This is a genomic window from Aminobacter anthyllidis (assembly GCF_018555685.1).
GTDB lineage: Bacteria > Pseudomonadota > Alphaproteobacteria > Rhizobiales > Rhizobiaceae > Aminobacter > Aminobacter anthyllidis.
This window is the reverse complement of record NZ_JAFLWW010000017.1, coordinates 55,894-81,327: the sequence shown is the minus strand read 5'-3', so window position 1 is coordinate 81,327 and position 25,434 is coordinate 55,894. Positions and strand designations below refer to the sequence as shown.

The following is a 25,434-nucleotide window of genomic DNA, read 5'->3' as shown; positions in this document are numbered from 1 at the left end:
TGTTTTACAAGGACGGCACCATGATGCTGCTCGGCGACGCCAAGAAGATGACCGAAGAAATCGTCAAGGCAATGGATCACTGAGCCTAAAGCTCAGCCAACCAAAACCACTGCTAACAAAAGCCCGGCTCATACGCCGGGCTTTTGTTGAGTGGAAGCGACCAGCGCGGCAACCGCCAACGCCGATTCGGGCAAGGCGGCGCGACGTCGCTGCCCGGCGCGATCAGCTGACGTTATTTTCCTTCTTGTGTTCGCAGTCCCTGCCTTGGCCGCTTGGCTGCGGGCAGTTTTCGCCGGTGCATTCCTGGGCCTGAGCGCGGGTGACGGACAAAGCTCCGCCGGCGCTGGCAATTGAGAGAATGGCGATCGGGAAGGCGAAAAGGAGCAGGCGCATTACATCTCTCCTTGTGGCTGGGGCGCGAATGCCGAGAGGCAAGCCGGTTGGCGCGGCATGATCGGCGGCACGGCTGTCAGGCTGCCCTTTGGCCAGCATAGCGCAAGTGACACCGCGGTAAAGCGTTGCTCTGGCCGGCGGCTGACGCTAGGGAAAGAATGCCGCAGGGCGGCGTCGCGCTGCCGCCGCATTTGCATTTGCGGCGACGGCCATTTTTGTTTAAGGCGATGCTCATGTCGCACTTGCCCGAGACTCTGCTCGCCGGTTATCGCAACTTCATGACCGGCCGTTATGCGGCCGAGACGGACCGTTACAAGTCCCTGGCGCGCGAAGGCCAGTCGCCCGAGACCCTGGTCATCGCCTGCTGCGATTCCCGCGCTGCGCCCGAAACCATCTTCGATTCCGGTCCGGGTGAGCTCTTCGTCGTCCGCAACGTCGCCAACCTCGTGCCGCCTTATTCCCCGGATGGCGAGTTCCATTCCACTTCGGCGGCGCTGGAGTTCGCCGTGCAGGCGCTCAAGGTCAAGAACATCGTCGTCATGGGCCACGGCCGTTGCGGCGGTATCCGCTCGGCGCTCGATCCCAATTCGACGCCGCTCTCGCCGGGTGATTTCATCGGCAAGTGGATGAGCCTGGTGGCACCGGCCGCAGAAACTGTGACCAGCAACACGATGATGACGCAGGCAGAGCGTCAGACGGCACTCGAGCGCATCTCGATCCGCTATTCGATCGCCAACCTGCGTACCTTCCCATGCGTCAAGATCCTGGAGCAGAAGGGCAGGCTGGAGCTGTTCGGCGCCTGGTTCGACATCTCGGCCGGCGAGTTGTGGGTCATGGACCGCGAAACGGGCGATTTCGAGCGTACCTCCATCGCCTGACGCTGGCGGCTGGCCCCATCTCAGAGACTTGAATGGCCTGACGTCTCCGGCCTAGCTTTGCGCACGAGCCCTGGGCGCCTGTGCCCTTGGCTGCGCCGGCGAGGAGCCAAGCCATGACGATTGCCCAGCCCCGCCATTTGCTCGACGGCAGCCATCGCCGCATGTTCATTGGCGGCGCATGGGTTGAGGCGGCGTCCGGCCAGACCATGGAAACGCGCAATCCAGCCACCGGCGCGGTCATCGCCACGGTGCCGCGCGCCGGCAAGAAAGACATCGAGCGCGCCGTTGCCGCCGCGCGCAACGCCTTCGACGGGCCATGGAGCCGTTTCAAGCCACATGAGCGGCAGAAACTGCTGCTGAAGATCGCCGATCTGTTCGAGCGCCACTGGGAAGAGATCTGCGTCTCCGACACCACCGACATGGGCCTGCCGATCGCACGCGCACGAGGCAACGCCAACCGCGTCCTTGGCATGCTGCGCTATTACGCCGGCATGGCGACGGCGCTGCACGGCCAGACCGTCGAGAACTCGCTTTCAGGCGACATTGTCTCCTACACCCGCAAGGAACCCGTCGGTGTCGTCGGTGCCATCATTCCGTGGAACGCGCCGACCGCCGCCTCGGTCTGGAAGATCGGCCCGGCACTTGCCACCGGCTGCACCGTGGTGCTGAAGCCGTCGGAGGAAGCGCCGCTGACGCCACTGCTGATCGCCGAGCTGATGGCCGAGGCCGGCGTGCCGGATGGCGTCGTCAACATCGTCACCGGCACGGGTGCGGAGGCGGGTGCGCCGCTTGCCGAACATATGGGCGTCGACAAGATCGTCTTCACCGGCTCCACCGCCACCGGCCAGAGCATCGTCCGCGCCTCGGCCGGCAACCTCAAGCGCGTGTCGCTCGAACTCGGCGGCAAATCGCCGGTCATCGTCTGCACTGATGCCGATCTCGAGCGCGCGGTGCCTGTCGCGGCGATGTCGGTCTTCGCCAATTCCGGCCAGATCTGCATCGCCGGCTCGCGCCTGTTCGTCGCGCGTTCGATCCATGACGAGTTCGTCGCGCGCCTGGCGGCTTATGCCGGCGCCTTGCGCATCGGCAACGGCATCGATCCGGAAACCGAGATCGGCCCGCTGATTTCGCCACGCCAGCTCCAGCGCGTCGAAGGCTACCTGCGCGCTGGTTCGGAGGAGGGCGCGCGGCTCGTCGCCGGTGGCACCAGGCTGTCGGATGGTGCTCTCGCCGCCGGCAATTTCGTCGCCCCGACCGTCTTTGCCGGCGTCTCGGACACCATGCGCATCGCGCGCGAGGAGATTTTCGGCCCGGTCATTTCAGCGTTGCCCTTCGACACGCTCGACGAGGTGGTGCGGCGCGCCAACGACACGCCTTACGGCCTTGCCGCCGGTGTATTCACCCGCGATCTTGCCACCGCGCACCAGCTGTCGCGGCGGCTGCAAGCCGGCTCGGTGTGGGTCAACACCTACCACGCCATCGACCCGGCGGTGCCGTTCGGCGGCTACAAGATGAGCGGATACGGTCGCGAGGGCGGCGCGGAGCACCTCGACGAATATCTCAACACCAAGGGCGTGTTCATCCGCATCGATTGAAGCGGCATACGGCCCTGAGTTACAGCAAAAAGCCGCGCCCGGGTCCCGGTCGCGGCCTGAGCAATTCGTTTTGGCTGGTTCAGCGCATCAGCTGGAATTCGTACAGCCTGCGGTACAGGCCCTCAGCCTCGATCAGGTCGCCATGGCGGCCCTGCTCGGCGACCTTGCCGTCCTGCATCACCACGATGTTGTCGGCCTGGTGCACGGTCGACAGGCGGTGCGCGATGGCGATTGTGGTGCGGCCCGCCGACAGCTTTTCCAGCGCCTCGCGGAACAGCGCTTCCGACTCCGCGTCCAAAGCGCTTGTCGCTTCGTCGAGCAGCAGAACGTTGGCATCACGCAGGATGGCGCGGGCGATCGACAGGCGCTGCTTCTGGCCGCCCGAGAGCAGGGCGCCGTTTTCGCCGACCTGCGTGTCGTAACCGTGTTTGAGCCCCATGATGAAATCGTGCGCGTTGGCCGCCTTGGCGGCTTCGATCACCTCGTCGTCGCTGGCGCCTTCGCGGCCGAGTTGAATGTTATGCATGATCGTGCCGGAAAACAGGAAGGTGTCCTGGCTGACATAGGCAATGCGGTCGCGCACCGAATGCAGCGTCGCATGCGCGATGTCCTGGCCGTCGAACAGCACCTGGCCGCTGTCGGGGTCGTACATGCGCATGATCAAGTTCATGATCGTCGACTTGCCGCTGCCGGACGGCCCGACAAGTGCCGTCATCTTGCCGTGCGGGAAGACGAGATCAAGGTCGCGCAGCACCGGCTCGCCGTCGGCATAGGAGAAGCTGACATCCTTGAGCTCGATCTTGCCGGTGCCGGGGACCAATGCTTCCGCGCCGGGCCTTTCGGCAAGCGTCAGCGGGCGGTCGGAAAGTTCATACATCATGCGCACGCCGATGAGGCCGGCTTCAAGTGAAACGCGAACGCGGGCGAGACGCTTGGCCGGTTCGTAGGCGAGCAGCAGAGCCGTGATGAATGCCATGATGGCGCCGGGCGTCTGGCCGCCCTGGATGACCAGATAGCCGCTGGCCAGCACGACGCCGGCGATGGCAAGACCAGCCAGCGTTTCCATGATCGGGCTGGTGCCGGCCTCGAGCGCTGCGATCGAGTTGGCGCGCTTTTCGACGTCCGACACGGCCTTGTGCATGCGGCCACGCATCAGCTGCTCAAGGTTGAAGGACTTGACGATGCGCACGCCTACAGTCGTCTCCTGCATCACCTGCACGATCTGGGCCAGCGACAGGAACTCCGCCTCCATGATCTTGCGAACTTTGCGCAGGATGATGTTGATGCCAAAAATGGCGATTGGTCCGACGACGAAGGCGACGAGCGACAGCACCGGCTGCTGGAACACCATCACGGCGATCAGGCCGAGCAATGTGAACAGGTCGCGCACGAAAGAAGTGACGACGAGGTCGAGCACGGCGCGTGCTGCTTGGGCATTGTGGGTGACGCGGGTGATCAGGTCCGACGACGGGATGGAATGATAAAAGGAAATGCCTTGCGCCAGGATACGGTCGTAGATGATGCGCTGGCGCTCCGCGATGATCGCGTTGCCGACGCGGCTAAGATAAAACGACTGCACGAAGGTCGCGATGCCCTTGATAATGAAGATCGCCGCCACGCCCCCCGCGATCAGGTAGACCTGATAGATGTCCTTGCCGATCACGAACTCATCGGTAATGTGCTTCATGATCAGCGCGCTGGACGCCGTCATAGCGGCCGTCACCAGCATGGCGATGATGGCAATGCCATAACCAAACGCATGCTTGCGGAATGACTCCCGTACCAATCTCCAGATCAGGAGATGATTCTGGGTTGGGCGAAAAAATCGAAGCAAATCAATGGGTCCCTTGGGCCGTATTCCCCCGCGCCGGCCTATATAAAGCACCGGTCAGCGAAGGGGAACTGCTGTTGAGCGCCGGCCTCGGGCGTACTGTCGCAGCCGTCTATCGCTCGGTGGACAGTCGGAAGCCCCAGATTGCCGCTGTCTGCGATTTCGCATACCGTTGACCAAACGATAAAAAGTCGCCTTCGCCAAAGAAGACCAAAACCAGCCAGAGGTGGAAAGAATGCCAAGAAATTCAAACGATTTCGGCTTGTCCCGCCGTACCCTGATCAAGGCTGCGGGTGCATCCGCGGCCGTCGCTGTGGCAGGCATGCCCGTGCGCCTGTTTGCTGCCGATCCGATCAAGGTCGCAGCCGTCTACACCGTGCCGGTCGAGCAGCAGTGGGTCAGCCGCATCCACAAGGCGGCCAATGCCGCCAAGGACCGCGGCGATATCGAATATGTCTATTCGGAAAATACCGCCAACAACGACTATGAGCGCGTCATGCGCGAATATGCCGAGGCGGGCCACAAGCTGATCCTCGGCGAAGTCTTCGGCGTGGAAGACGCCGCCCGCGCTGTGGCCAAGGACTATCCCGACGTGGCCTTCCTGATGGGCTCGAGCTTCAAGCCGGACGCGGCGGTGCCGAACTTCTCGGTCTTCGACAACTACATCCAGGACGCGTCCTATCTTTCCGGCATCGTCGCCGGTGCCATGACCAAGTCGAAGAACATCGGCATGGTCGGCGGCTATCCGATCCCCGAGGTCAACCGCCTGATGAACGCCTTCATGGCGGGCGTGAAGGAAGTGGCCCCCGACACCAAGTTCCAGGTTGCCTTCATCGGCTCGTGGTTCGATCCGCCCAAGGCCAAGGAAACCGCCTTCGCCCAGATCGACGGCGGCGCCGACCTGCTCTACGCCGAGCGCTTCGGCGTCTCCGACGCGGCCAAGGAAAAGAAAGTGCTCGCCATCGGCAACGTCATCGACACCCAGGCCGACTACCCCGAAACCGTCGTTGCCTCGGCCCTTTGGCACTTCGAGCCGACGCTCGACAAGGCGATCGCGGAGGTCAAGGCCGGCACCTTCAAGGCCGACGACTACGGCGTCTATTCCTTCATGAAGGCGGGCGGCTCGTCGCTTGCTCCACTCGGCACCTTCGAAGGCAAGGTGCCCGATGACGTGAAAGCTAAGGTCGCCGAGAAGGAAAAGGCGATCAAGGACGGCTCGTTCACCGTCGAGATCAACGACGCCGAGCCGAAGTCGAGCTAGCTCGACTATCCCTCCCCCTTGAGGGGAGGGTGGTCCGCGTAGCGGGCCGGGTGGGGTCCGCCCGGCCGGCCTCAACTCGTCCAAATATTCAAGAGGGCGTTCCGCGCTGCCGATATGACCCCACCCGCCTCGCTGCGCTCGGCACCCTCCCCTCAAGGGGGAGGGATGGCCGCCTCCACAGTCCTCCGCCTTTCCGGCATCACCAAGCGTTTCGGCCCGCTCGTGGCCAACGACGCCATTTCCTTCGAGCTCGAGCGCGGCGAGGTCATCGCGCTGCTCGGCGAGAACGGTGCCGGCAAAACCACGCTGATGAACATCCTGTTTGGCCATTATGTCGCCGACGAGGGCACCGTCGAGGCGTTCGGCAAGCCGTTGCCGCCGGGCGATCCGCGTGCGGCGCTCGATGCCGGCATCGGCATGGTTCACCAGCATTTCACCTTGGCCGACAACATGACGGTGCTGGAAAACATCGCGCTCGGCACCCAGAGCCTGTGGCGCGCCCGGCTCGACCGGTCGGCAGCGCGCCAGCGCATCGCGCAGCTGTCGACCGATTTCGGCCTTGCGGTCGATCCGGCCGCGACCGTCTCCACCTTGTCGGTGGGCGAGCGCCAGCGCGTCGAGATCCTCAAGGCGCTGTATCGCGACGCCCGTGTGCTGATCCTCGACGAGCCGACGGCGGTGCTGACGCCTGCCGAGACCGATGCGCTGTTCCGCACGCTGAAGCTGCTCGTCGCCAAGGGCCTGTCGATCATCTTCATCTCCCATAAGCTCAACGAGGTCATGGCGGTCAGCGACCGCGTGCTGGTGCTGCGCTCCGGCCGGCTCGCCGGCGAACGCGAGACGAAATCCACCGACCGCAAGCAACTGGCGGCTCTCATGGTCGGACAGGAGGTCAAGCCGGCGGAAGTCAGCCAGGTCCAGGTCGGCGCGCCGCTCCTGATGCTCGACCGTGTTTCAACGGCACGCCACAACGGCGCCGGCCTCGACGAGGTGTCGCTGACCCTCAGCGCCGGCGAGATCACCGGCCTTGCCGGCGTCTCCGGCAACGGCCAGGCAGCGCTTGCCGCACTCATTGCCGGCACCCGGCGCCCGACAGGCGGCCGCATTTCCGTCGCCGGCCATGCCGTTGGCGACTGGTCGCCGCGCGCAGCTCTTGGCCATGGCATTGCCCGCATTCCGGAGGACCGCCATGCCGTCGCCACCATCGGCGACATGAGCGTCACCGAAAACGTCATCGCCGAGCGCTACGGCAGTACACGCTTCAGCCGCATGGGTTTCCTCGACTGGAAGGCGGCGCGGGCCTTCGCCGAGGAGATCATCGCCGACTACGACGTCAAATGCCCGTCGCCCGAAGCGCGCATCCGGCTGCTTTCGGGCGGCAACATGCAGAAGCTGATCCTCGGCCGCGCGCTCGATCCCGAACCTGCGGTCATCCTAGCCAGCCAGCCGACGCGCGGCCTCGATGTCGGCGCTGTCGCCTATGTCCACCGCATGCTGCTTGCCGCGCGCGAGCGCGGGGCAGCGGTGCTGCTGATCTCGGAAGACCTGGAGGAAATCCTGGCGCTGTCCGACCGCATCGTCGTCATGTCCAAGGGACGGCTGTCGCCACCGTCGGCGCGTGGCGAGCGTACGATCCGGGAGCTGGGTGAGCTGATGGCGGGCCACGGCGGGGAAGGGCAGGCGGCGTGAGGAACGAGCGCATCTTGGTTGGAGCGGCGCTCCACGCCACCCCCCTCTGTCCTGCCGGACATTTCCCCCACAAGGGGGGAGATTGGCCGGCCGCGCCGGTTTCGGCAACCTGCGGTGTTGCAGAAAGGGTGCTGTCGTCGCCACTGCTGATCTCCCCCCTTGTGGGGGAGATGTCCGGCAGGACAGAGGGGGGCGATGTCCCGCCAACATCTAAGGTCAGCACGGAGCAGACCCATGCGGCTTGAGCCCAAACCTGCGCCGTCGCTGGCGCTCACCTTGCTGTTCCCGATCGCGGCCATTGTCGCGACGCTGCTGATCACCTCGCTGCTGGTGCTTGCGGCCGGTGCGTCGCCGCTGTCGGTGTTCTACCTTGTTGCCAAGGGAGCCGCCGGCTCGCAATTCGCCCTGCTCGAAACCCTGACCCGCGCGACGCCACTGATCTTCACCGGTCTAGCCGTCGCCGTCGCCTTCCGCGCCAAGCTGTGGAACATCGGCGCTGAAGCTCAGCTTTATGTCGGCGGCATCGTCACAGTCGTTCTCGGCACCGGCGCCCTGCCGCTGCCCTCGGTGATCCTCATCCCCGTCATCATGCTGGCAGCGATGCTCGCCGGCGGGCTTCTGCTGCTTGGGCCGGCGGTGCTGAAGACCCGCTTCGGCGTCGACGAGGTGGTCACCACCTTGCTGCTCAACTTCATCGTGCTGCTGTTCGTCTCGATGCTGCTCGAAGGCGTGCTCAAGGATCCGATGGGGCTGGGCTGGCCGCAGTCGCAGAAGGTCATCGCCGAGGCGCAGCTGCCGCGCATCATCCAGGGCAAGCGCCTGCACTACGGCTTCGTCATCGCCATCGTCTCGGCCATCGTCGTCTGGGTCATCATGAAGAAGACCGTGCTCGGCTACGAGATGCGCGCTGTCGGCCACAATCCCGAGGGCGCGCGTTTCGTCGGCATTCCTGTCAACCGCGTCTTGATGAAGACCGCGCTCCTGTCGGGCGGGCTGGCGGCACTTGCCGGCTTCTCCGAGGTCTCGGGCCTCAAGGGCAACCTGACGCTCGACCTGTCGCCGGGCTATGGCTATTCGGGCATCGTCGTTGCCATGCTGGCGATGCTGAACCCGCTCGGCGTCATCGCCTCCGCCATCTTCGTCGCCGGCATCTTCGTCGGCGCCGACGCAATGAGCCGCACCGCCAAGGTGCCGAGCTACATCGCCGACGTCATGGTCGCGACGTCGCTTCTGACGATGGTGGTCGCGATCCTGCTGACGCGGTTCAAGGTGAGGTGGAGGTGACCATGGACGCGCTTGAAATCCTCTTCACCGCCTCGTTCTGGGTCGCAGCCATTCGCATCGCCTCGCCGCTGATCTTCGCCACCATGGGCGAGCTGATCTGCGAGCGTGCCGGCGTGCTCAATCTCGGCATCGAGGGCATCATGACCGCCGGCGCCTTCGCCGGCTGGTTCACCGTCTATGCCGGCGGCGACCTGTGGACCGGCGTGCTGGTGGCGGCCCTTGCCGGCGCGATGTTCGGACTGCTGCACGCGACGCTGACCGTGCCGCTCGGCCTGTCGCAGCATGTCGTCGGCATCGGCGTAACGCTGCTTGCCACCAGCCTCACCTATTTCACCTACCGCCTGGCGCTGCCCGAAGTAACCTCGCCGCCCAAGATCGAGCCGTTCCAGCCACTGCCGATCCCCGGCCTGTCGAAAAACCCTGTTGTCGGCGAGGCGCTGTTCACCCAGACGCCGCTGACCTATCTCGCCTTCTTGACCGTCGCCGTCGTCGCCTGGGTGCTCTACCGCACGCCAGTTGGTTTGGCCGTCCGCGCCGCCGGCGAAAACCCGTCGGCCGTCGAGGCGCAAGGCATTTCTGTCACCGGCATCCGCATCGGCGCTGTCATGGTCGGCAGCGCCCTGATGGCCATCGGCGGCGCTTTCCTCACCATGTCGGCGTTCAACTCGTTCTTCTTCGAGATGATCAACGGCCGCGGATGGATCTGCATAGCACTTGTGGTGTTCGGCTCATGGCGGCCGGGCAAGGCGCTAGTCGGCGCCATCCTGTTCGCCGCCTTTGATGCCTACCAAGTCCGCCTGCAGCAGATGTCGGGCGGCATCGTGCCCTACCAGGTGTTCCTGATGATGCCCTATGCATTATCGATCCTGGCGCTGATCCTGGTGGCGCGGCGCGCCACCTATCCCAAGGCGCTGATGATCCCCTACCAGAAAGGCGAAAGATGAGCTTTGACCTGATTGTCCGTGGCGGCACGCTATCAGATGGAACCGTTGCCGATATCGGCATCAAGGGCGACAAGATCGCGGCGATCGAACCGCGCATCGACGCTGCCGCCGGCCGTGTCGTCGACGCCACTGGCAATCTCGTCTCCCAGCCCTTCGTCGATCCGCATTTCCATATGGATGCAACGCTGTCTTACGGCCTGCCGCGCATCAACGCCTCGGGCACACTGCTCGAAGGCATATCGCTGTGGGGCGAACTCAAGCCGCTGTTGACGCATGAGGCGGTGAAGGAACGCGCGCTCGCCTATTGCGACTGGGCGGTGTCGATGGGCCTGCTCGCCATCCGCACCCATGTCGACACCTGCGACGACCGCCTGCTCGCCGTCGAGGCGCTGCTCGAGGTCAAGAAGGAGATCGCGCCTTACATCGATCTGCAGCTCGTCGCCTTCCCGCAGGATGGTCTCTACCGCTCGCAGAACGCGCGCGCCAACACCATCCGCGCGCTCGACATGGGCGTCGACGTCGTCGGCGGCATTCCGCATTTCGAGCGCACCATGGCCGACGGCACGCGTTCGGTGACCGAGCTGTGCGAGATCGCGGCGTCACGCGGCCTGATGGTCGACCTGCATTGCGATGAAACAGACGATCCGCTGTCGCGCCACATCGAACAGCTGGCCTACGAGGCCCAGCGCCTTGGCCTGCAGGGCAGGGTGGCGGGCTCGCACCTGACCTCGATGCACTCGATGGACAATTACTACGTCTCGAAGCTGTTGCCGCTGATTGCGGAAGCCGGCGTGTCGGCCATCCCCAACCCGCTGATCAACATCATGCTGCAGGGCCGCCACGACACCTATCCCAAGCGCCGCGGCATGACCCGCGTGCCCGAGATGCTCAAGGCCGGCATCCGCGTCGGCTGGGGCCAGGATTGCGTGCTCGACCCGTGGTATTCGCTCGGTACCGCCGACATGCTCGACGTCGCCTTCATGGGCCTGCACGTCGCCCAGATGTCGAGCCCCGCCGACATGCGCCGTTGCTTCGACATGGTGACCAAGATCAACGCCGAGATCATGGGCCTCGACCATCTCGGGCTCGCGGTCGGCAGAACCGCCAGCCTCGTTGTGCTCGACGCCGGCAACCCGATCGAGGCGGTGCGCCTGCGCGCCGAGCGGCTTTGTGTTGTCGCCAGAGGCAAGGTCGTCGCCGAACGTCCGAAGCGCGACACGGCGCTGTCGATAGCCGGCCGCCCGGCGACGATCAACCGCCGCCACGTGGTGCCGCCGCAGGCGAATTGAAGGACGGCGATTTAGGTTTCCCCTCTCCGGCCCTTCGGGCCGGAACCCGAGCTGGAGCCGACATCGGGCGATACGGTGACGAGCCGAAGCGGTTCAGAACCAGGTTCCTCGCCCCTTTGGGGAGAGGTGCCGAGCGAAGCGAGGCGGAGAGGGGCTACGCCGCAATCGGGCTGTTCGCATCTCCCGTCACCGCCTCTTCCCGAACATCGGCTGAATGCCTAAAGTGCCCATTCGGAATCAAGTTTAAATGCGAGGCGTCGTCATGAAGCTCAGGACCATCTTGTTGCTCTTCACAGCCGTCGTGCTTGCCGGCTGCGTATCGTCGGAAGAACAGCGCGCCCGCGATGAAGAAAAGTGCCGCTCCTACGGCTTCACCAAGCGCAATGACGCCTTCGCCGAGTGCCTGCAGCGCATCGAGCTCGACCGTCGCGCCGAGTTCCGCCAGAGCAAGTCGGCGTTCGACGACTGGCCAATGACAAGGCCGGTCGTCGTCTATCGACCCATCGTGGTGGCGCCTAAATAACAGGTCAGTGGCGCTGCGACAGGGCAACGCCTGGTCCAGGCCAGATTGCTCTCGCCATCGACGTTTCAACCGCATAGATAGCCGTGATCCGGGCCCGTTGCCCGGCGGATGGCACCATGACTTTTCGACAAGCCCTAGCCCTCCCGAAGAACAACATGGTTCTTGCGGGCATCTTGCTCATGTTGCTCGGCGACTTCATGTTCGCGCTCAACGATGCCATGGGCAAATGGCTGGTCGAGAGCTTCTCGGTCGGCCAGGTGCTGTTCATTCGCTCGATCGGAGCCTTCATCATCCTTGGCCCGATGATCGTCAGGCAGGGGCTCGGTCCTTTGACCAATGTCGAGCGTCCCGGCTTGCAGGTGTTGCGCGTCGTGCTCGCAACCGCCGACACCGCCTTTTTCTATGCCGCCGTCGCCTATCTGCCGCTGGCCGACGTCATGACCTTCTATATGGCCGGCCCGATCTACATAGCGGCGCTTTCGCACTTCTTCCTCGGCGAAAAGGTTGGCTGGCGCCGCTGGCTCGCCATCGTGATCGGCTTCTGCGGCGTGGTCATCGCGCTGCGCCCATCGACGGCCTCGTTGTCCTGGCCGTCGCTCTTTGCCGTCGTCGGCAGCATGTCATTCGCCATCAGCCTGATCCTCAGCCGCAAGCTGCGCGCCACCAACGACACGACGCTTGTGACCTGGCAAACGGTGGGCGCATTGATCATGGGTGGCATCCTCGCCGCCTCCGACTGGCAGCCGGCAAACGCCATCGACTGGTCGGCCATGCTCTTGCTCGGCGTCGTCGCCTGCGCGGCGCATCTGCTGATCACCCGGGCACTCAAGCTCGCACCCGCTTCGGTGCTTGCGCCGCTGCAATACACGCTGCTGATCTGGGCCGTGGTCATGGGCATCGCCTTCTTCGGCGACTACCCGGATGCGCAGATCCTGATCGGCTCGGCGATCATCGTCATTGCCGGCCTGTTCATCTTCCACCGCCAGAAGGTGGTCGACAAGGCCGAGCCCGAGACGGTGCCGACCAGCGTGCACTGAGGACGGCTCCGCGCTCATCCGCCTGCCGGCACCTTCTCCCCGTGAATGACGGGAGAAGGGACGCTGCCGCAATGCTGACGCTGACGTCCCCCTCGCCCCGTTTACGGGGAGAGGGTAAGGGTGAGGGGCAAGTTAAGTCCGAAGTCGCTACCTACCGCCCCAGCACCAGTGCCCAGTAGCGCTTGTCGCTGCCCTTGCTCTCGCGCACATAGGCGAGGCCGAATTTGCCGAAGCGCGGGTCGAGCATGTTGCGCCGGTGGCCGGTGGAATTCATCCACATCGAAAACAGCTTGGCCGGCTCCATGCCGCCATGGGCGATGTTTTCGGCTGCCGCACCCGCAACGCCGCCATCCTTCATGCGCGCAGCGAAATCCTTGCCCCAGCTGGTTGTGTGCTCCATCTTGCCGCTGCGCGCCATGTAGGCGGCCTGCTGGAGTGCTGCGCGCTCCAGCGTCGAGTCAGGGCTGAGCGGTGGCAGTCCGTGCTCGGAGCGGATGGTCTGCAGGTAGGTGACGCCGGTAGCCGACGCGCCTGCACCATCGCCGGCGATGTTGGAGCCGGTCTGGCAGGCGGCCAGGAACAGCAGGGACCCAAGGGCGGTCGCCCGCATTACCGTGCCTGTCAGTCGCGCCATGATGTCGTCCTTGTCTCGAGCCCGTGCTTGCGAGCCTTGATAAGGCAGATCATGGCTTTTTGGCGAGCAAAGGCTTCGGCAGCACGGCGTGCTTTGAGACCGCGCGCCGTCCGTCCGGACACTCGAACCCGGTTCTGTCGGCCTGCGCTATGCCTTCACCCTCGCTGCAGCCGGATCGAACAATGGCTCGAGATGGATCGTTGCCGGCACGCGCTCCATCGCCACCACCAGTTCGTAGCTGCCGCTGGTCAGGAAGGCGTCGTCGACGCCGCCGGCATTGCGGACATAGCCGAAGCCGATGTTCTTGCCGACCGTGTAGCCATAGCCGCCGCTGGTGAGATAGCCGACCGGCTGGCCGTCGCGCAGGATCGTCTCGCGGCCGACAAGCACGACATCCTTGTCGTCGACGGTGAAGCCGGCGAGCCGCTTGGTCAGCGCTGCGTTGCCGGCCTTCTCCAGCGCCTTGCGGCCGAGGAAATCAGTGTCCTTCCTGAGCTTCACCGCCCAGCCGAGGCCGGCCTCGAACGGCGTGTCGTTGGGGGTGATGTCGGAGCCCCAGGCGCGGTAGCCTTTTTCAAGGCGCAGCGATTCCAGCGCGCGGTAGCCAATGGGGCGGATGTCGTGGGGCTTGCCTGCCGCCATCAGCGCGTCGAACACCTCGCCGGTGGCACCGATTGGCACATGCAATTCCCAGCCGAGTTCGCCGACATAGGTCACCCTCAGTGCCCTCACGGTGGCGCCGGCGATGGCGATTTCGCGCACATGACCAAAGGGGAAGGCAGCATTGGAGACATCCGCATCGGTGACGGCTTCCAGCACCTTGCGTGCGTTCGGCCCCATCAGCGACAGCGTGCCGAACTGCTCGGTCACATCCACCAACTTCGCGTCCAGGCTTGCCGGGACGTGGTCGCTGATCCAGGCAAGGTCGTGGGTGCGGAAGCCCGTGCCGGTGACGATGTAGAATTTGTCGTCGGCCAGCCGCGCCACGGTCAGGTCTGCCTCGATGCCGCCGCGCGTGTTGAGCAACTGCGTGTAGGTCAGCCGACCGGCAGGTTTCGAGACGTCATTGGCGCAGATGTAGTCGAGCGCCTTCTGCGCATCCTTGCCCGTCATCTCGTATTTGGCGAAGGACGACTGGTCGAACACGCCGACCGCCTGGCGCACATGGGCATGCTCGTCGCCGACCGGCTCAAACCAGTTCTGCCGGCCCATGGCGTAGACGTCTTTTGCCTCCATGCCTTCAGGTGCGAACCAGTTGGGGCGCTCCCAGCCAAGCTTGGAGCCGAACACCGCACCGTGTTTCTTCAGCCGTTCATAGAGCGGCGAGACGATGTAGGGCCGCCCGCTGGCGTATTCCTCGTGCGGATAGCCGATGGTGTAATGCTTGCCATAGGCTTCGAGTGTGCGGTCGGACACCCATTGCCGGTCGCGGTGCAGGCCCGAGAAGCGCCTGATGTCGACCACCCAGAGGTCCAGCGGCGCCTCCCCATCGACGACCCATTGCGCCAGCACCCAGCCAGCGCCGCCACCCGAGGCGATGCCGAAGGCGTTGAAGCCGGCGCCGACGAACATGTTCGCGCATTCGGGTGCCGCGCCCAGGATGAAGTTGCCGTCTGGCGTAAAACTTTCGGGGCCGTTGATCATCTGCTTGACGCCGACATCGGCCAGGCCTGGCACACGCTCGATCGCCTGCACCATGTGCTGCTCGAAATGATCGTAGTCGTCGTCGAACAGGCGGAACTCCCAGTCGTTGGGTACGTCGCCAGTCGTCCAGCCCTGCGGGTTGGGCTCATAGCCGCCCATGACAAGCCCGCCGACCTCTTCCTTGAAATAGGTGCGTCGGTCGGGGTCGCGGATGGTCGGTGCGTCGGTGGCGAGCCCGGGCAGCTTCTCGGTGATGATGTACTGGTGTTTCACCGGCTGCAGCGGCACGTTGATGCCGGCCATCGCGCCGACCTGGCGCGCCCATTGGCCGGCGCAGTTCACCACCTTGTCGCAGGCGATGTCGCCGTGGTCGGTCTTCACCTTCAGGATGCGGCCGTCCTTCATCTCGAAGCCGGTCACGCGCACGTTCTCGAACAGCCTGGCGCCATGCATGCGGGCGCCCTTGGCCAAGGACTGGGTGATGTCGGACGGGCTTGCCTGGCCGTCCGTCGGCAGCCATGAGGCGCCGACGAGGTCCGAGGTCTCCATCAGCGGCCACATGCGCTTGACCTCTTCCGGCGACACCAGCTGCATGTCCATGCCGAAGCTTTTGGCCGTCGTTGCCAGCCGCTTGTATTCGGTCCAGCGGTCTTGGTTGGTGGCGAGCCTGAGGCAACCGGTCATCTTCCAGCCGGTGGCAAGTCCGGTCTCGGCCTCAAGCCCCTTGTAGAGCTCGACCGAATATTTGAGCACGCGGGTGATCGAGGCGGACGAGCGCAACTGGCCGACAAGGCCGGCGGCATGCCAGGTCGAGCCCGACGTCAGCTTGCCCTGTTCGAGCAGGATCACATCTGTCTTGTGGTCGCGGGCAAGGTGATAGGCCGTCGAGCAGCCGATGATGCCACCACCGATGACGATGATCTGGGCATGCGAGGGGAGTGCCATGGCTACAGTTTCCCGTAATGCTTCTGATAGATTTCAAGCGCCGCCTCGAGCTTGTCGAGGTTTTCGGCGGTGTAGGCGACATAGTCGACGCCCGGTGCCGTGAGATGCAGCTCCGACACCATGCTCCACATCGCCTCGCGCAACAGCGAGGCGCATTGCATGGCGGCATGCGAGCGGCGGATCGCCTGGTCGGGCCTGCCGCCGAAATAGACGGTCAGCAGTTCGTCCGACTCCTCCGTCGTCATGCCGGCATTCGAGGCGGTTCCGGCAAGATCGAACATCGCGGTCGAAAAGCCGGCATATTCGAAGTCGATGAGCCAGAGCCTTGCGCCGTCGTCGAGGAAGTTGGCCGGCAGAAGATCGTTGTGGCTGAAGATGATCGGCAGCGGCGCCTGGGCCCTTTCGAGCGCTTCCGCCAGCGCCAGGTAGCGCGGCAATTCGGCTGCCATGCGGCTGTTGCCGGTGGCCAGCGTGCGGGCATAGTCGCGAATGACGTGGAATGCCCAGAACATGAAGCCGGGTCCCGACACGTGTCGGGGCATCTCGTCGTGGAAGCGGCGGACGAGCCGGGCGATGCGGGCGGCATTGGCCCGCACGTCGCCGCCGCCGTAGGTCTTGGCACCGAGGAATTTGGTTACCATCACCCCTGGCTCGGCATATTGCAGTTCCGGGGCGAAGCCCGCCTCGAAGGCCGCCCTGGCCACCATCACCTCGCGGTCGCGGAAGACGTGGTGGAACGGAAAGTCCTTGCCGAAGCGCACGACGTGGCGGCCGTTGCCGTCCTCGACCAGCCAGCTCTCGTTGCTGATGCCGCCCTTTAGCGGCGAAATGGTCAGCTGCCCGTTCCACAAGGGCAGGGCGCGAATGCGGTCTTCGCTCTTCGACATCCAGCCCCTCCGTGCCGTGTCAGGCGCTTCCCCTTGCGCCTTGTGTTCTTGGTGGGCAGTCTCACGCGGCGGAAGCGGCGGTGTCAATCCGAATCTGTGGTTTTATCTGCTCTTTTGACCGTATCTGTTGATGATGGATGCAAATGCGATAAAGTCAGTCAGAAGAAATCTCAGAAACGGCCAAGCCGGTCGATCGAGCGGGACAGCCTGATGAACCACTCCAAGCGCCACAGCGAAATCCTGCGCCTTCTCGAGGACGACGGCACGATCACCATCGCCGACCTCGCAGAAAAGCTCGGCGTTTCGCTGGAAACCGTGCGGCGCGACGTCAAGCCGCTCGCCGACAACGGCTCGATCCTCAAGATGCACGGCGCCATCGGCTTGCCGTCGGTGGTGGGCGAGGCGCCCTTCGAGCGGCGCATGCGTGACAATGCCGACGCCAAGCGTGCCATCGCCAAGACTGTCGCCGCCACCATCCATGACGGCGAGTCGGTCATGCTCGATACCGGCACCACCACCAGCTACCTTGCCCGGGAACTGCTCGGCCATCGCCGCCTGACGGTGGTGACCAATTCGTCCGACATCGCCCGCACGCTGGCGACCGTCAACGGCAACAAGGTCTACATGGCCGGCGGCGAGCTGCGTAGCGACAGCGGTGCTGCCTTCGGCGTTTCGGCGATCGAGTTCGTCAGCCGCTTCGCCGTCACCCATGCGGTGATCTCGGCCGGCGCTGTCGACGCCGAGAATGGCGTCATGGACTACAATCTCGAGGAAGCCGAGTTCGCCCGTGTCGTGCTGGCGCGCGGGCAGCGCTCGGTCGTCGTCACCGACCACACAAAGTTCGGCCGCAAGGGCCTGGTCCAGGTCTGCGGCTTCCAGGGCTTCACCGAATTGGTCACCGACAAGCAGCCGTCCGAAGATCTTGCCCAGGCGCTTGCAGACGCCGGGGCTGAACTCACCATCGCGGGGCGTTGAACCAAGGCCTCAGGCCTGGGCGAAGACCAGCCTGAAGCAGGCGCCCTTCCTGTCGCTGCCGGCGAGCTCGATGCGGCCGCCATGGATCTGCATGATCTCGTGCACGAGGTTGAGCCCGAGGCCGGCGCCGTGGCCACGCGGGCGCAGCCGGTAGAACGGCTCGAAGATCTTTTCCCGCTCCGCCGCCGGTACGCCGTCGCCTTCGTCCGAAACCTCGATCGTGGCCGGGCTGTTCACCGCGATCGTGATCCTGCCCGCATTGCCGCCATGTTCGATGGCGTTCTGCACCAGATTGGTGATGGCGCGCTCGACTGCCGTCCGGTCGCCATTGGCGAACAGCTCGCCGCGTGCCGGCTCGAACGACATCTCGTAGCCGGCGGCAAAGGCCATCGGCGCCAGGTCGACGACGACCCCTCGCGCCACCGCCACGAGGTCGAAGCGGGTGAATTGCTGAGCCTGCCGGCCGAGGCGCTGGATGTCGAGCAACTGGTCGGTCAGCGTCGATAGCCGCGCCGTGTCCTGCAGCAGCCGCGCCCGTTCGGGTGTCGGAGGCAGCGAGGTGATGCGGGTGTTGAGGATGGCGACCGGTGTGCGCAACTCATGCGCCGCGTCGATCAGGAAGCGTTTGTGCCGTTCATAACCCTTGTCGAGGCGGTCGAGCGCGCCGTTGACGGCCCTGACCAGCGGCGCGATCTCCGAAGGAATGCGCTCGACCGGCAGCCGCACCCCACGCTCGTCGATGTCGATCCGCTCGGCCAATACCGCCGCCTGGCGCAGGCCGCGGAAGGCGCTGCGCACCACAAGCGGGATCACCAGCAGCGTTGCCACCGCCATCACGCCGCCGACCGGGAGGATGATTTCGAGGAACAGCTCCGGCGTAACCGACACCAGCGCCATGATGTGGAACTCGCCCTGGGCGCCGGTGAATATCTGCACCTTGCCTGCGGCGGTGTCTTCCGCCCATTGCACGGTGGCGGTTGTCCGGCTGCCGCCAGGCTCGGCAACGAAGCGTGCATCGCCGATGTAGTCGAGCGCTTCGGTGATGTGCTTGAATTCCGGGGGGACCGTCCCTTCGGACAGTTCATGCCCGTGCTCATCTTTGGCTATGAACCAGAGATTGGGAACTTCCTTGCGCAATTCCGCCAGCAGGGGGCCCTGCTTGAGCATCAGGTTGCCGCTGCCATCCTTGGTGATGGTGTTGCGGATCACGTCGATGGCGCGCCCTTCGTAATTGTCGGGAATGACGCCGGCGATGGTCAGGCCGCCGAGCAGGATGAAGATCATCAGCGTCAGCAGGATCACCTGGAGCACCACCAGACGCCATACCAGCCGCCATTTCAGCGAGATCGGGCGGAAGAAACGCCCCAGCAGGCGGATGATCTTCTGAATGGTCATGAAATCTCGCGCAGGAGGTAGCCGACGCCGCGCACGCCATTGATCTCGACCTTGGCGTCGGCTTCCGCCAGCTTGCGACGAAGCCGCGACACATGCGTGTCGAGCGCATTGGACTGGATTTCGTCGTCGAGGCCGAACACCGCTTCCATCAGTGACGAACGTTGCACCATGCGGCCCGTCCGGCGCAACAGTGCCTCCAGTACCAGCAGTTCGCGGCGCGGCAGCGTCAGCGGCTCGCCTCGGACCAGAACCTCGCGATGGCCGAGATCGAAGGCCAGGTCGCCGGCGCGGATGACCTGCGTCTGCACGTTTGCCGGCCGGCGCAGCAGGGCCCGCAGCCGGGCCAGCAGTTCCTCGAAGGCGAACGGCTTGGCCAGATAGTCGTCGGCGCCCATGTCGAGCCCGTCGACCTTGTCGGAGGTGTCGCTGCGCGCCGTCAGCACCAGGACCGGCGTCGCGTTTCCGCGCGCACGGATCTTCGGCACCAGCGTCAGGCCGTCGCCGTCGGGCAGCTGACGGTCGAGCAGGATCGCGTCGTAGCTCTCGCTGGCGGCAAAATCCCCAGCCTCCAGAAGCGAAGCCGCGTGGTCCACCACCATGTCATGTCGCCGCAACGCCGTTTTCAAAGCCGATGCCAGTTCTGGCTCGTCTTCCACAAGCAAAATGCGCATTTCTGTCCTCGAAGGGCCCCTCGGTGCCGCCCGGCTATTCCCTCAACATTGCAGAAGCATTGCGAAACAAAGGCGGCAATGGGGCCTGGCCGCCAAAATGCTTGGTTCTGAGGTTTTCTCGCAATGCCTGTGTAATCCAGCAGCCGCAAACAGCTTTCGTTCAAGACTGGCGACCGATTCGCCGGCAGACGATTTCGAAAGAGGTTCGCAATGGCCGCACATGACGCTTTATCCTTTCTCAGGGCATGGGCCACGGCGCCACTCAAGGTCGCTTCCATCACGCCGTCCAGCGCCAGCCTCGCGACACTGATGACCCAGGAGCTTGGTCCCGACACCGGGCCTGTGCTCGAGCTTGGCGCCGGCACGGGACCGTTCACCCGCGCGATGCTGGCCCGCGGCGTCAAGGAAAGCGACGTGACGTTGATCGAGTTCAACGCCGATTTCGCCCACCTGCTCAGGCACCGTTTTCCCAGGGCGCGCGTGCTTGAAATGGATGCGGCGGAACTGCGCTACCGGCCGGTCTACGAAGGTCCGGTCGCTGGTGCCGCCATCAGCGGCCTGCCGTTCCTGGCGATCCCGCCGCGCCAGACGCTTGCCATCCTTGAAGGTGTTTTTGCAAATGTCAGGCCCGACGGAGCGATGTATATGTTCACTTATGGCTTCCGTTGCCCTATTGAACAGCCGCTGCTCGACAGGCTCGATCTCGAAGTGACACGCGTTGGCCATACTTTCCGCAATCTGCCGCCGGCAGCTGTCTACAGGATCACCAGGATGAAGCCGGCAAAGAGTTACGACTGGCGTTTTGCATGATTCCATCGATCCTGGGCTTCGGCCTTTTCGGCGCGGCATGTCTCGCCTTCACCGAAAAGATCTCGCCGATCCCGCCGTCGCATGTGCTGCTGCTGTTTCTCGGCATGACGGCGGCGCCCGACGTGCAGATGCTTGTCGCGCTGATGTTCGCGACCACGCTCGGCTCGACCCTGGGATCGATGATCTGGTACACCGGTGGCAACTGGCTGGGGCCCGACCGCGCCGACGCAGCGGTCAAGCGCTTCGGCAAGTACATCTTCCTCAAGCATGCGACCTATCTGAAGCTGACGCAGGCCTATCGCCGCAACAACTTCCGTGCCTCTCTGATCGCCCAGCTGGTGCCGGTGGCGCGGACCTATCTCGCGCTCGAGGCAGGCGTTCTCAGGCTGTCGTTCCTGCCCTTTGCGCTCGCCACCTTGACCGGTGCCTTCATCTGGAATGCCGCTTTCCTGGTCGGGGGCTATTTGATGCGCGACAGCGACCACGACCCGGTGACGATCGGCTTTCGCATCATCGCCATCGTCGTCGCGGCCGAGATCGTCTTTCTCATCGGGCTGCGCCACAGCACCCGGAGGACGGCCACCGACCGTCCCCCAGGCGAGACGCATCAATCCTGAATCACCCGGTAGATGTTCCAGTAGGACGAGCCTGAGACGACAAGCGGTTCGAGCCGCTTGCCCCACTGGGCGTGGGCGTCGATCTTGGAGAGCTTGGCGAACATCTCGTCGAGTTGCGCCAGGCTCTCGACAGTATGATTGACCTCGATAGAAGCTTCCTTGGCGCCGATCGACCCGGTGAGTATCTGCATCGCCATCTTGTCGGTGCCGGCCTGCGGACCGATTTCCCGTTCCCATTGGCGCAAAAGCTCGATGGCACCTTGCTTGTGCCCAAAGCGGGCGTCGATCTTCCAGCGTGCGACGAACATGGCTTCCTCCCATTTTGCGGGCGACCATTCGCCCGCATCCGATCACTCGTCCCAGGCCTGCACCACGGTCTGCCGCGCGATCTTGCCATCCTTGAGTTCCAGCATGGCAGCGCAGAAGACCTTGGTGCCGTCGGGATAGGCGCAGTCCTGCGAGAAGGCGAGGTTGTCGCCTTGCGCAATGGTCAGGTCGACGCGATGGCTCATCGCGCGGCTGCAGATGTCGTCCCAAAAGGTGGTGATCGCCGCGCGGCCGCGGATTTCACGCGGCTTGCTCGGCGGGTTGTTGCGGTCGATCACCCGCACCAGCGCGTCGTCGGCGTAAAAGCTGGAAAGCATCGGCCCGTCACGGCTTTCGATCGCCTTCTTGATCGAGGCACCGGTGACGGCTTCCTTGGTGGCAAGCATTTTTTCCTCCTGTTGGCCGGCTCTTTGAGCGGCCCGTATTGGATGGACGCGGCCCGCAATCGGCCACGACTGCTCGACTTCTTCCGCTCCGGCGCTATTGCGACTTCGCCTTGGCGGCTGCCATCACCGTGTCGACCTCCTGCTTGAACTGCGGGTAGTCGATCTGCATGCCGTTCAGCACCGTCGACCAATGCCGCACGGTGGCGGACATCGCCACGGCCTCGCGGATTTCCTCGTCGGTCGCGCCATTGGCCTTGGCTGCCTGGGTGTGGAAGTAGATGCAGTACTGGCATGGTATCTGTGCTGCGACGGCGAGGCCGACAAGTTCCTTGGTCTTGCCATTCAGCTCTGTCTTGGGATTGAGCTGAAAGCCCTTGAACTCTGCCCAGGCGCCGACGATGCCGGTCTCAGGAAACTGCTTGAAGAAGCTCGGAACCGAGCCGAGTGTGGCTTCGATATCCTTGTAGGTTGCCGCAGCCGAGCTGTCCTCGGCGACGGCGTTTGAAACGATCAGCGAGGCGAAACCTGTCGCCATCGCCAGCATGGTGAGCATTCCACTTGCCTTGGTCATCTCTTCCTCCATTTGCAGGATCAGGCGCTGTTTTCGCCTGCCTGCTTGGGAAGAACTCTAGCCCCTGGCGCAGCGTTGCCGCTTCGCCCGAAAAGGCCACTGGTCCTATGGCCCGTCCGGGCCAGTCTGGCGTACCGCGAATGCCGCCGCCGCTGCCCGCGACGGCAGGTCGAGCTTCATCAGGATGTTGGCGACATGGCGCTTCACCGTGTGTTCGCTGAGGTTGAGTTCGGCGGCGATCGTGGCGTTGCTCTTGCCGTCCGCAATCAGCGCCACGACCTCGTTTTCGCGCGCGGTCAGCGCCGACGGCTCGGCAGCGACCGTCCGGCTTTGACAGGCCGGTTCGAGATGCTGTTCCGATGTCGCTTCGACCAGCGCCAGCGGGTCGTCGAGATCGTCGAGCACCACCCGTCCGGCATCGCTGAACCGCAGGCCTGAGCCGGCGGCCAGGTCAGCCACCAGCCGCGAGGCAAGGATGCTGTCGCGCCCGGCATGCTCGGCGATCTGAAGCGCGACGCGCATCGTCAGGCCGGACGGCGCAGCCCGCAGCTCGACCTCGCCGACATGCACTCCCTGGGCACTGGCGATGCCGATGCCCTGGGCGGCCTCGCGCAGTGCCGCAGCACAGCGTATGGCGCGCGCCGGCCCATCGAAGCGCGAAATCATCACCTCGCCATGTTGGTCGGCGATGCGGCCGCCATGGCGGCCGACAAGCAGCCGCCAGGTCTCATGGAAGCGCTGGCTGCGTTCGCTCCACATCCTGTCGCCGAGGCGCGCCGTATCCGAAATGCGCGTCACCAGAAGGGCGGCAAGCACGCGCTCGGTATCGGCCGGCGCATGCGTGCCGGTCAGGAATTCCTCGATCAGGTCGGCGACGCGGTTGACGTCGCCGGTCCAGATGGGATGGTCGCGGCCGCTGACCTCGGCGAGGCGCGCGCCTGGAATCTTGCGCGCCAGATAGCGGCTGGCGTCGGGGTCGACCCGCGCGTCGTTGCGGCGGTGGACCAAAAGCGTCGGTGCCCGGATGCTGGCCAGAACCCCACGCACGTCGATTTCGGCGTTCATGCGGGCAAGTGCCGCCGCCGCCGTCGGGCTCGCCGACAGCCGCTCGAAGCGCGCCCACCAAGCGGCGAAGCGTGCGTCGTCGAGACGCCCCGGGGCGAAGTTCTGAAGCGTAGCGCCTGTGCCCCAGGAAGTCTCGGTGGCTTCGATGAACGCCTGCAGCCGGACCGGGTCCATCACCCATTTGTGGAAATGGGCGTAGCCGGCATAAAGCACGAGCGAGCGCGTTCGCTCGGGATAGGTCGCGGCAAACAGGATCGCCATTGGTGCCCCCTCGGAGGCGCCGAGGATCGCCGCGCGGCTGGAGCCGGCGGCATCCATAACCGCGCGCACGTCGTCCATGCGCGTTTCGAGGCTTGGCAGAGCGTGTGCGTCGACGCGGTCGGAAAGCCCGGTGCCGCGCTTGTCGAACAGGATCAGGCGCGAGAACGCGGACAGGCGGGAAAGCAGCCGGCTGTAGCCTTCGTCTTCCCAGTGCAGGTCGAGATTGGAGATGAAGCCGGGAACGAAGACGAGGTCGAGCGGACCCTGGCCAACCACCTGATAGGCGATCCGGACGTCACCGCTGCGCGCATATCGAGTAGCGATCGGCCTTGGCACAGCCATTCCGCCTGCGAATTGCATCAGGAATGGCTAACATAACAGGTTTCAGGCTGGGAGGTGAGGGGCTTCGCCTGGCCCCGCTCCTGCGGTCAGGCTGCGTCCTGCCTGGGGCGACGGATCGTGGCGGCCGCTTCGATCACCAGCGGCTTCATGCCCTTGCCGCCTTCGTCGAACATCTCGAAGAACTGGCGGCGCATGCGCGGGTCCCAGAAATCGTTGATGTGCTTGGCGACACCGGCCACGCCTTCGTCGTGCGGCTTGGATTCGAAGAAGGTCGCGATCTGGTTCGCCATGTAGACGAGCTTTTCCTTCGTCCCCATCTTGTGCTCTTCATGCGACATTTTTGGCGGCTCCGGTACTGACGCGGTCTGGATGGGTGAAGATGTCGAAATCGTCGCCACGCACGAGCGCAATCAGCGTCATGCCGGCCTGTTCGGCGGTGCGGATGGCCAATGCAGTCGGCGCCGAAACGGCAATGATGAAGGGTGCGCCGATGGCCGCCGTCTTCTGCACCATTTCCACCGACACGCGGCTGGTCACCACCACGGCGCCAGAGCCGCCGTCAATGTTGGCCTTGTCGAGCGCGCCGGCGAGCTTGTCGAGCGCATTGTGGCGGCCGACATCCTCGCGCGCCGCAACGATGCCCTTGCCAGGCACATAGAAGCCGGCAGCATGTACCGCGCCGGTCTCCGCATGCAGCGGCTGCACCTTGGAGAGCAGTTTCACCGCCTGAACGATGTCATCGGCGGAAAGCCCGAGCCTTGGCTGGTGCACGTCGTCGACCGAGCGCATCGCTTCTTCGATGGATTCGATGCCGCACAGGCCACAGCCGACAGGGCCGGCAAGCCGGCGTCGTCGTAGCTCGAAGCGCTTGTTGGCCTTGTCCTTGAGCCTGATCTGGATGTCGATGCCGGCCTCGACATCCTGAACCTCGATCGACTCGATCTCTTCAACCGAGCCGATGATGCCTTCGGTCAGCGAGAAGCCGAGCGCGAAATCCTCGAAGTCGGCCGGGCTCGCCATCATCACCGCATGCGTGGTGCCGCCGTAAGACAGCGCGATTGGCGTCTCCTCCGGCACCATGCGATTGGCCACCGTCGTGCCGCTCGCCCGGCGGGCGAGGCGGCTTGTCTGGGTGATGGCGGGGCGGTCGATCATGATACGGGCCTTTCCCTCCCCCTTG

Annotated in this window: 25 protein-coding genes; 12 read left to right on the top strand and 13 right to left on the bottom strand. The window is 64.6% G+C overall.

What is annotated here, in order from left to right:
- Positions 1–222: 222 nt before the first annotated feature.
- Positions 223–393 (bottom strand): hypothetical protein, encoded by a 171-nt coding sequence (locus J1C56_RS31865; RefSeq protein ID WP_214393914.1) that lies wholly within the window; start codon positions 391–393, stop codon positions 223–225.
- Positions 394–626: 233 nt separating this feature from the next.
- On the opposite strand from J1C56_RS31865, the gene J1C56_RS31860 reads away from it, so the two are divergent.
- Positions 627–1,271: a carbonic anhydrase gene (locus J1C56_RS31860; RefSeq protein ID WP_214393913.1), complete on the top strand. Its 645-nt coding sequence runs from the start codon at positions 627–629 to the stop codon at positions 1,269–1,271.
- A gap of 113 nt (positions 1,272–1,384) precedes the next feature.
- Positions 1,385–2,866 (top strand): aldehyde dehydrogenase family protein, encoded by a 1,482-nt coding sequence (locus J1C56_RS31855; protein ID WP_214393912.1) that lies wholly within the window; start codon positions 1,385–1,387, stop codon positions 2,864–2,866.
- A gap of 79 nt (positions 2,867–2,945) precedes the next feature.
- Here the strand turns inward: J1C56_RS31855 and J1C56_RS31850 are convergent, their stop codons facing one another.
- Complete coding sequence (locus J1C56_RS31850; RefSeq protein ID WP_214393911.1) at positions 2,946–4,700, bottom strand: ABC transporter ATP-binding protein; 1,755 nt, start codon at positions 4,698–4,700, stop codon at positions 2,946–2,948.
- A 232-nt stretch (positions 4,701–4,932) separates the two neighbouring features.
- Between J1C56_RS31850 and J1C56_RS31845 the strand changes: the two genes are divergently transcribed.
- From J1C56_RS31845 to J1C56_RS31815, 7 genes are all read left to right on the top strand, one after another.
- Positions 4,933–5,958 (top strand): BMP family protein, encoded by a 1,026-nt coding sequence (locus J1C56_RS31845; protein WP_214393910.1) that lies wholly within the window; start codon positions 4,933–4,935, stop codon positions 5,956–5,958.
- Between the two features lie 165 nt (positions 5,959–6,123).
- Entirely contained in the window at positions 6,124–7,647 is a 1,524-nt protein-coding gene (locus J1C56_RS31840; RefSeq protein WP_214393909.1) for an ABC transporter ATP-binding protein, read from the top strand.
- 234 nt (positions 7,648–7,881) lie between these two features.
- Complete coding sequence (locus J1C56_RS31835) at positions 7,882–8,931, top strand: ABC transporter permease (RefSeq protein WP_214393908.1); 1,050 nt, start codon at positions 7,882–7,884, stop codon at positions 8,929–8,931.
- Positions 8,932–8,933: 2 nt separating this feature from the next.
- Complete coding sequence (locus tag J1C56_RS31830) at positions 8,934–9,875, top strand: ABC transporter permease (RefSeq protein ID WP_214393907.1); 942 nt, start codon at positions 8,934–8,936, stop codon at positions 9,873–9,875.
- Positions 9,872–11,164, top strand: a complete 1,293-nt coding sequence (locus J1C56_RS31825; RefSeq protein WP_214393906.1) for an amidohydrolase family protein — start codon at positions 9,872–9,874, stop codon at positions 11,162–11,164. The genes J1C56_RS31830 and J1C56_RS31825 overlap by 4 nt, the downstream gene beginning before the upstream one ends.
- Before the next feature lie 262 nt (positions 11,165–11,426).
- Positions 11,427–11,687 carry a hypothetical protein gene (locus tag J1C56_RS31820; protein WP_214393905.1) on the top strand — a complete coding sequence of 87 codons (261 nt, stop codon included), beginning with the start codon at positions 11,427–11,429 and terminating at the stop codon, positions 11,685–11,687.
- Between the two features lie 116 nt (positions 11,688–11,803).
- Positions 11,804–12,724: a DMT family transporter gene (locus tag J1C56_RS31815; RefSeq protein ID WP_214393904.1), complete on the top strand. Its 921-nt coding sequence runs from the start codon at positions 11,804–11,806 to the stop codon at positions 12,722–12,724.
- Positions 12,725–12,875: 151 nt separating this feature from the next.
- Here J1C56_RS31815 and J1C56_RS31810 read toward each other — a convergent pair whose 3' ends face one another.
- From J1C56_RS31810 to J1C56_RS31800, 3 genes are all read right to left on the bottom strand, one after another.
- On the bottom strand, positions 12,876–13,358 hold the full coding sequence (locus J1C56_RS31810) for a CAP domain-containing protein (protein ID WP_246592259.1): 483 nt from the start codon (positions 13,356–13,358) through the stop codon (positions 12,876–12,878).
- A 147-nt stretch (positions 13,359–13,505) separates the two neighbouring features.
- A complete protein-coding gene (locus J1C56_RS31805; protein WP_214393903.1) occupies positions 13,506–15,947 on the bottom strand; it encodes a GcvT family protein in 2,442 nt (813 codons plus the stop codon).
- 2 nt (positions 15,948–15,949) lie between these two features.
- Positions 15,950–16,834: a choline/ethanolamine kinase family protein gene (locus J1C56_RS31800; RefSeq protein ID WP_214393902.1), complete on the bottom strand. Its 885-nt coding sequence runs from the start codon at positions 16,832–16,834 to the stop codon at positions 15,950–15,952.
- A 210-nt stretch (positions 16,835–17,044) separates the two neighbouring features.
- Between J1C56_RS31800 and J1C56_RS31795 the strand changes: the two genes are divergently transcribed.
- Entirely contained in the window at positions 17,045–17,809 is a 765-nt protein-coding gene (locus J1C56_RS31795; protein ID WP_214393901.1) for a DeoR/GlpR family DNA-binding transcription regulator, read from the top strand.
- A 9-nt stretch (positions 17,810–17,818) separates the two neighbouring features.
- Here the strand turns inward: J1C56_RS31795 and J1C56_RS31790 are convergent, their stop codons facing one another.
- A complete protein-coding gene (locus tag J1C56_RS31790; protein WP_214393900.1) occupies positions 17,819–19,204 on the bottom strand; it encodes a sensor histidine kinase in 1,386 nt (461 codons plus the stop codon).
- Entirely contained in the window at positions 19,201–19,875 is a 675-nt protein-coding gene (locus J1C56_RS31785) for a response regulator transcription factor (protein ID WP_214393899.1), read from the bottom strand. Before J1C56_RS31785 ends, J1C56_RS31790 begins: the two co-directional genes overlap by 4 nt.
- A gap of 210 nt (positions 19,876–20,085) precedes the next feature.
- On the opposite strand from J1C56_RS31785, the gene J1C56_RS31780 reads away from it, so the two are divergent.
- Positions 20,086–20,685 (top strand): class I SAM-dependent methyltransferase, encoded by a 600-nt coding sequence (locus tag J1C56_RS31780; RefSeq protein ID WP_214393898.1) that lies wholly within the window; start codon positions 20,086–20,088, stop codon positions 20,683–20,685.
- The gene (locus J1C56_RS31775; RefSeq protein ID WP_214393897.1) at positions 20,682–21,302 is read left to right on the top strand and encodes a DedA family protein; all 621 of its coding nucleotides are present in this window, start codon (positions 20,682–20,684) and stop codon (positions 21,300–21,302) included. Before J1C56_RS31780 ends, J1C56_RS31775 begins: the two co-directional genes overlap by 4 nt.
- Here J1C56_RS31775 and J1C56_RS31770 read toward each other — a convergent pair.
- The 6 genes from J1C56_RS31770 to fdhD form a co-directional block, all read right to left on the bottom strand.
- Positions 21,293–21,610: a hypothetical protein gene (locus J1C56_RS31770; RefSeq protein ID WP_214393896.1), complete on the bottom strand. Its 318-nt coding sequence runs from the start codon at positions 21,608–21,610 to the stop codon at positions 21,293–21,295. The genes J1C56_RS31775 and J1C56_RS31770 overlap by 10 nt on opposite strands.
- Positions 21,611–21,652: 42 nt before the next feature.
- Positions 21,653–22,015 (bottom strand): nuclear transport factor 2 family protein, encoded by a 363-nt coding sequence (locus J1C56_RS31765; RefSeq protein WP_067965564.1) that lies wholly within the window; start codon positions 22,013–22,015, stop codon positions 21,653–21,655.
- A gap of 94 nt (positions 22,016–22,109) precedes the next feature.
- The gene (locus J1C56_RS31760) at positions 22,110–22,586 is read right to left on the bottom strand and encodes a carboxymuconolactone decarboxylase family protein (RefSeq protein WP_214393895.1); all 477 of its coding nucleotides are present in this window, start codon (positions 22,584–22,586) and stop codon (positions 22,110–22,112) included.
- Positions 22,587–22,691: 105 nt separating this feature from the next.
- Complete coding sequence (locus tag J1C56_RS31755; RefSeq protein ID WP_214393894.1) at positions 22,692–24,254, bottom strand: alpha/beta fold hydrolase; 1,563 nt, start codon at positions 24,252–24,254, stop codon at positions 22,692–22,694.
- 86 nt (positions 24,255–24,340) lie between these two features.
- Positions 24,341–24,592: a formate dehydrogenase subunit delta gene (locus J1C56_RS31750; RefSeq protein WP_214393893.1), complete on the bottom strand. Its 252-nt coding sequence runs from the start codon at positions 24,590–24,592 to the stop codon at positions 24,341–24,343.
- A complete protein-coding gene (gene fdhD / locus J1C56_RS31745) occupies positions 24,582–25,409 on the bottom strand; it encodes a formate dehydrogenase accessory sulfurtransferase FdhD (RefSeq protein WP_246592257.1) in 828 nt (275 codons plus the stop codon). The genes J1C56_RS31750 and fdhD overlap by 11 nt, the downstream gene beginning before the upstream one ends.
- Between the last annotated feature and the right edge of the window lie 25 nt (positions 25,410–25,434).

Bases quoted from the DNA above. Each gene is read 5' to 3' on its own strand.
- J1C56_RS31865 (WP_214393914.1), bottom strand. From the start codon at position 393: ATGCGCCTGCTCCTTTTCGCCTTCCCGATCGCCATTCTCTCAATTGCC.
- J1C56_RS31860 (WP_214393913.1), top strand. From the start codon at position 627: ATGTCGCACTTGCCCGAGACTCTGCTCGCCGGTTATCGCAACTTCATG.
- J1C56_RS31855 (WP_214393912.1), top strand. From the start codon at position 1,385: ATGACGATTGCCCAGCCCCGCCATTTGCTCGACGGCAGCCATCGCCGC.
- J1C56_RS31845 (WP_214393910.1), top strand. From the start codon at position 4,933: ATGCCAAGAAATTCAAACGATTTCGGCTTGTCCCGCCGTACCCTGATC.
- J1C56_RS31840 (WP_214393909.1), top strand. From the start codon at position 6,124: ATGGCCGCCTCCACAGTCCTCCGCCTTTCCGGCATCACCAAGCGTTTC.
- J1C56_RS31835 (WP_214393908.1), top strand. From the start codon at position 7,882: ATGCGGCTTGAGCCCAAACCTGCGCCGTCGCTGGCGCTCACCTTGCTG.
- J1C56_RS31830 (WP_214393907.1), top strand. From the start codon at position 8,934: ATGGACGCGCTTGAAATCCTCTTCACCGCCTCGTTCTGGGTCGCAGCC.
- J1C56_RS31825 (WP_214393906.1), top strand. From the start codon at position 9,872: ATGAGCTTTGACCTGATTGTCCGTGGCGGCACGCTATCAGATGGAACC.
- J1C56_RS31820 (WP_214393905.1), top strand. From the start codon at position 11,427: ATGAAGCTCAGGACCATCTTGTTGCTCTTCACAGCCGTCGTGCTTGCC.
- J1C56_RS31815 (WP_214393904.1), top strand. From the start codon at position 11,804: ATGACTTTTCGACAAGCCCTAGCCCTCCCGAAGAACAACATGGTTCTT.
- J1C56_RS31810 (WP_246592259.1), bottom strand. From the start codon at position 13,358: ATGGCGCGACTGACAGGCACGGTAATGCGGGCGACCGCCCTTGGGTCC.
- J1C56_RS31805 (WP_214393903.1), bottom strand. From the start codon at position 15,947: ATGGCACTCCCCTCGCATGCCCAGATCATCGTCATCGGTGGTGGCATC.
- J1C56_RS31800 (WP_214393902.1), bottom strand. From the start codon at position 16,834: ATGTCGAAGAGCGAAGACCGCATTCGCGCCCTGCCCTTGTGGAACGGG.
- J1C56_RS31795 (WP_214393901.1), top strand. From the start codon at position 17,045: ATGAACCACTCCAAGCGCCACAGCGAAATCCTGCGCCTTCTCGAGGAC.
- J1C56_RS31790 (WP_214393900.1), bottom strand. From the start codon at position 19,204: ATGACCATTCAGAAGATCATCCGCCTGCTGGGGCGTTTCTTCCGCCCG.
- J1C56_RS31785 (WP_214393899.1), bottom strand. From the start codon at position 19,875: ATGCGCATTTTGCTTGTGGAAGACGAGCCAGAACTGGCATCGGCTTTG.
- J1C56_RS31780 (WP_214393898.1), top strand. From the start codon at position 20,086: ATGGCCGCACATGACGCTTTATCCTTTCTCAGGGCATGGGCCACGGCG.
- J1C56_RS31775 (WP_214393897.1), top strand. From the start codon at position 20,682: ATGATTCCATCGATCCTGGGCTTCGGCCTTTTCGGCGCGGCATGTCTC.
- J1C56_RS31770 (WP_214393896.1), bottom strand. From the start codon at position 21,610: ATGTTCGTCGCACGCTGGAAGATCGACGCCCGCTTTGGGCACAAGCAA.
- J1C56_RS31765 (WP_067965564.1), bottom strand. From the start codon at position 22,015: ATGCTTGCCACCAAGGAAGCCGTCACCGGTGCCTCGATCAAGAAGGCG.
- J1C56_RS31760 (WP_214393895.1), bottom strand. From the start codon at position 22,586: ATGACCAAGGCAAGTGGAATGCTCACCATGCTGGCGATGGCGACAGGT.
- J1C56_RS31755 (WP_214393894.1), bottom strand. From the start codon at position 24,254: ATGGCTGTGCCAAGGCCGATCGCTACTCGATATGCGCGCAGCGGTGAC.
- J1C56_RS31750 (WP_214393893.1), bottom strand. From the start codon at position 24,592: ATGTCGCATGAAGAGCACAAGATGGGGACGAAGGAAAAGCTCGTCTAC.
- fdhD (WP_246592257.1), bottom strand. From the start codon at position 25,409: ATGATCGACCGCCCCGCCATCACCCAGACAAGCCGCCTCGCCCGCCGG.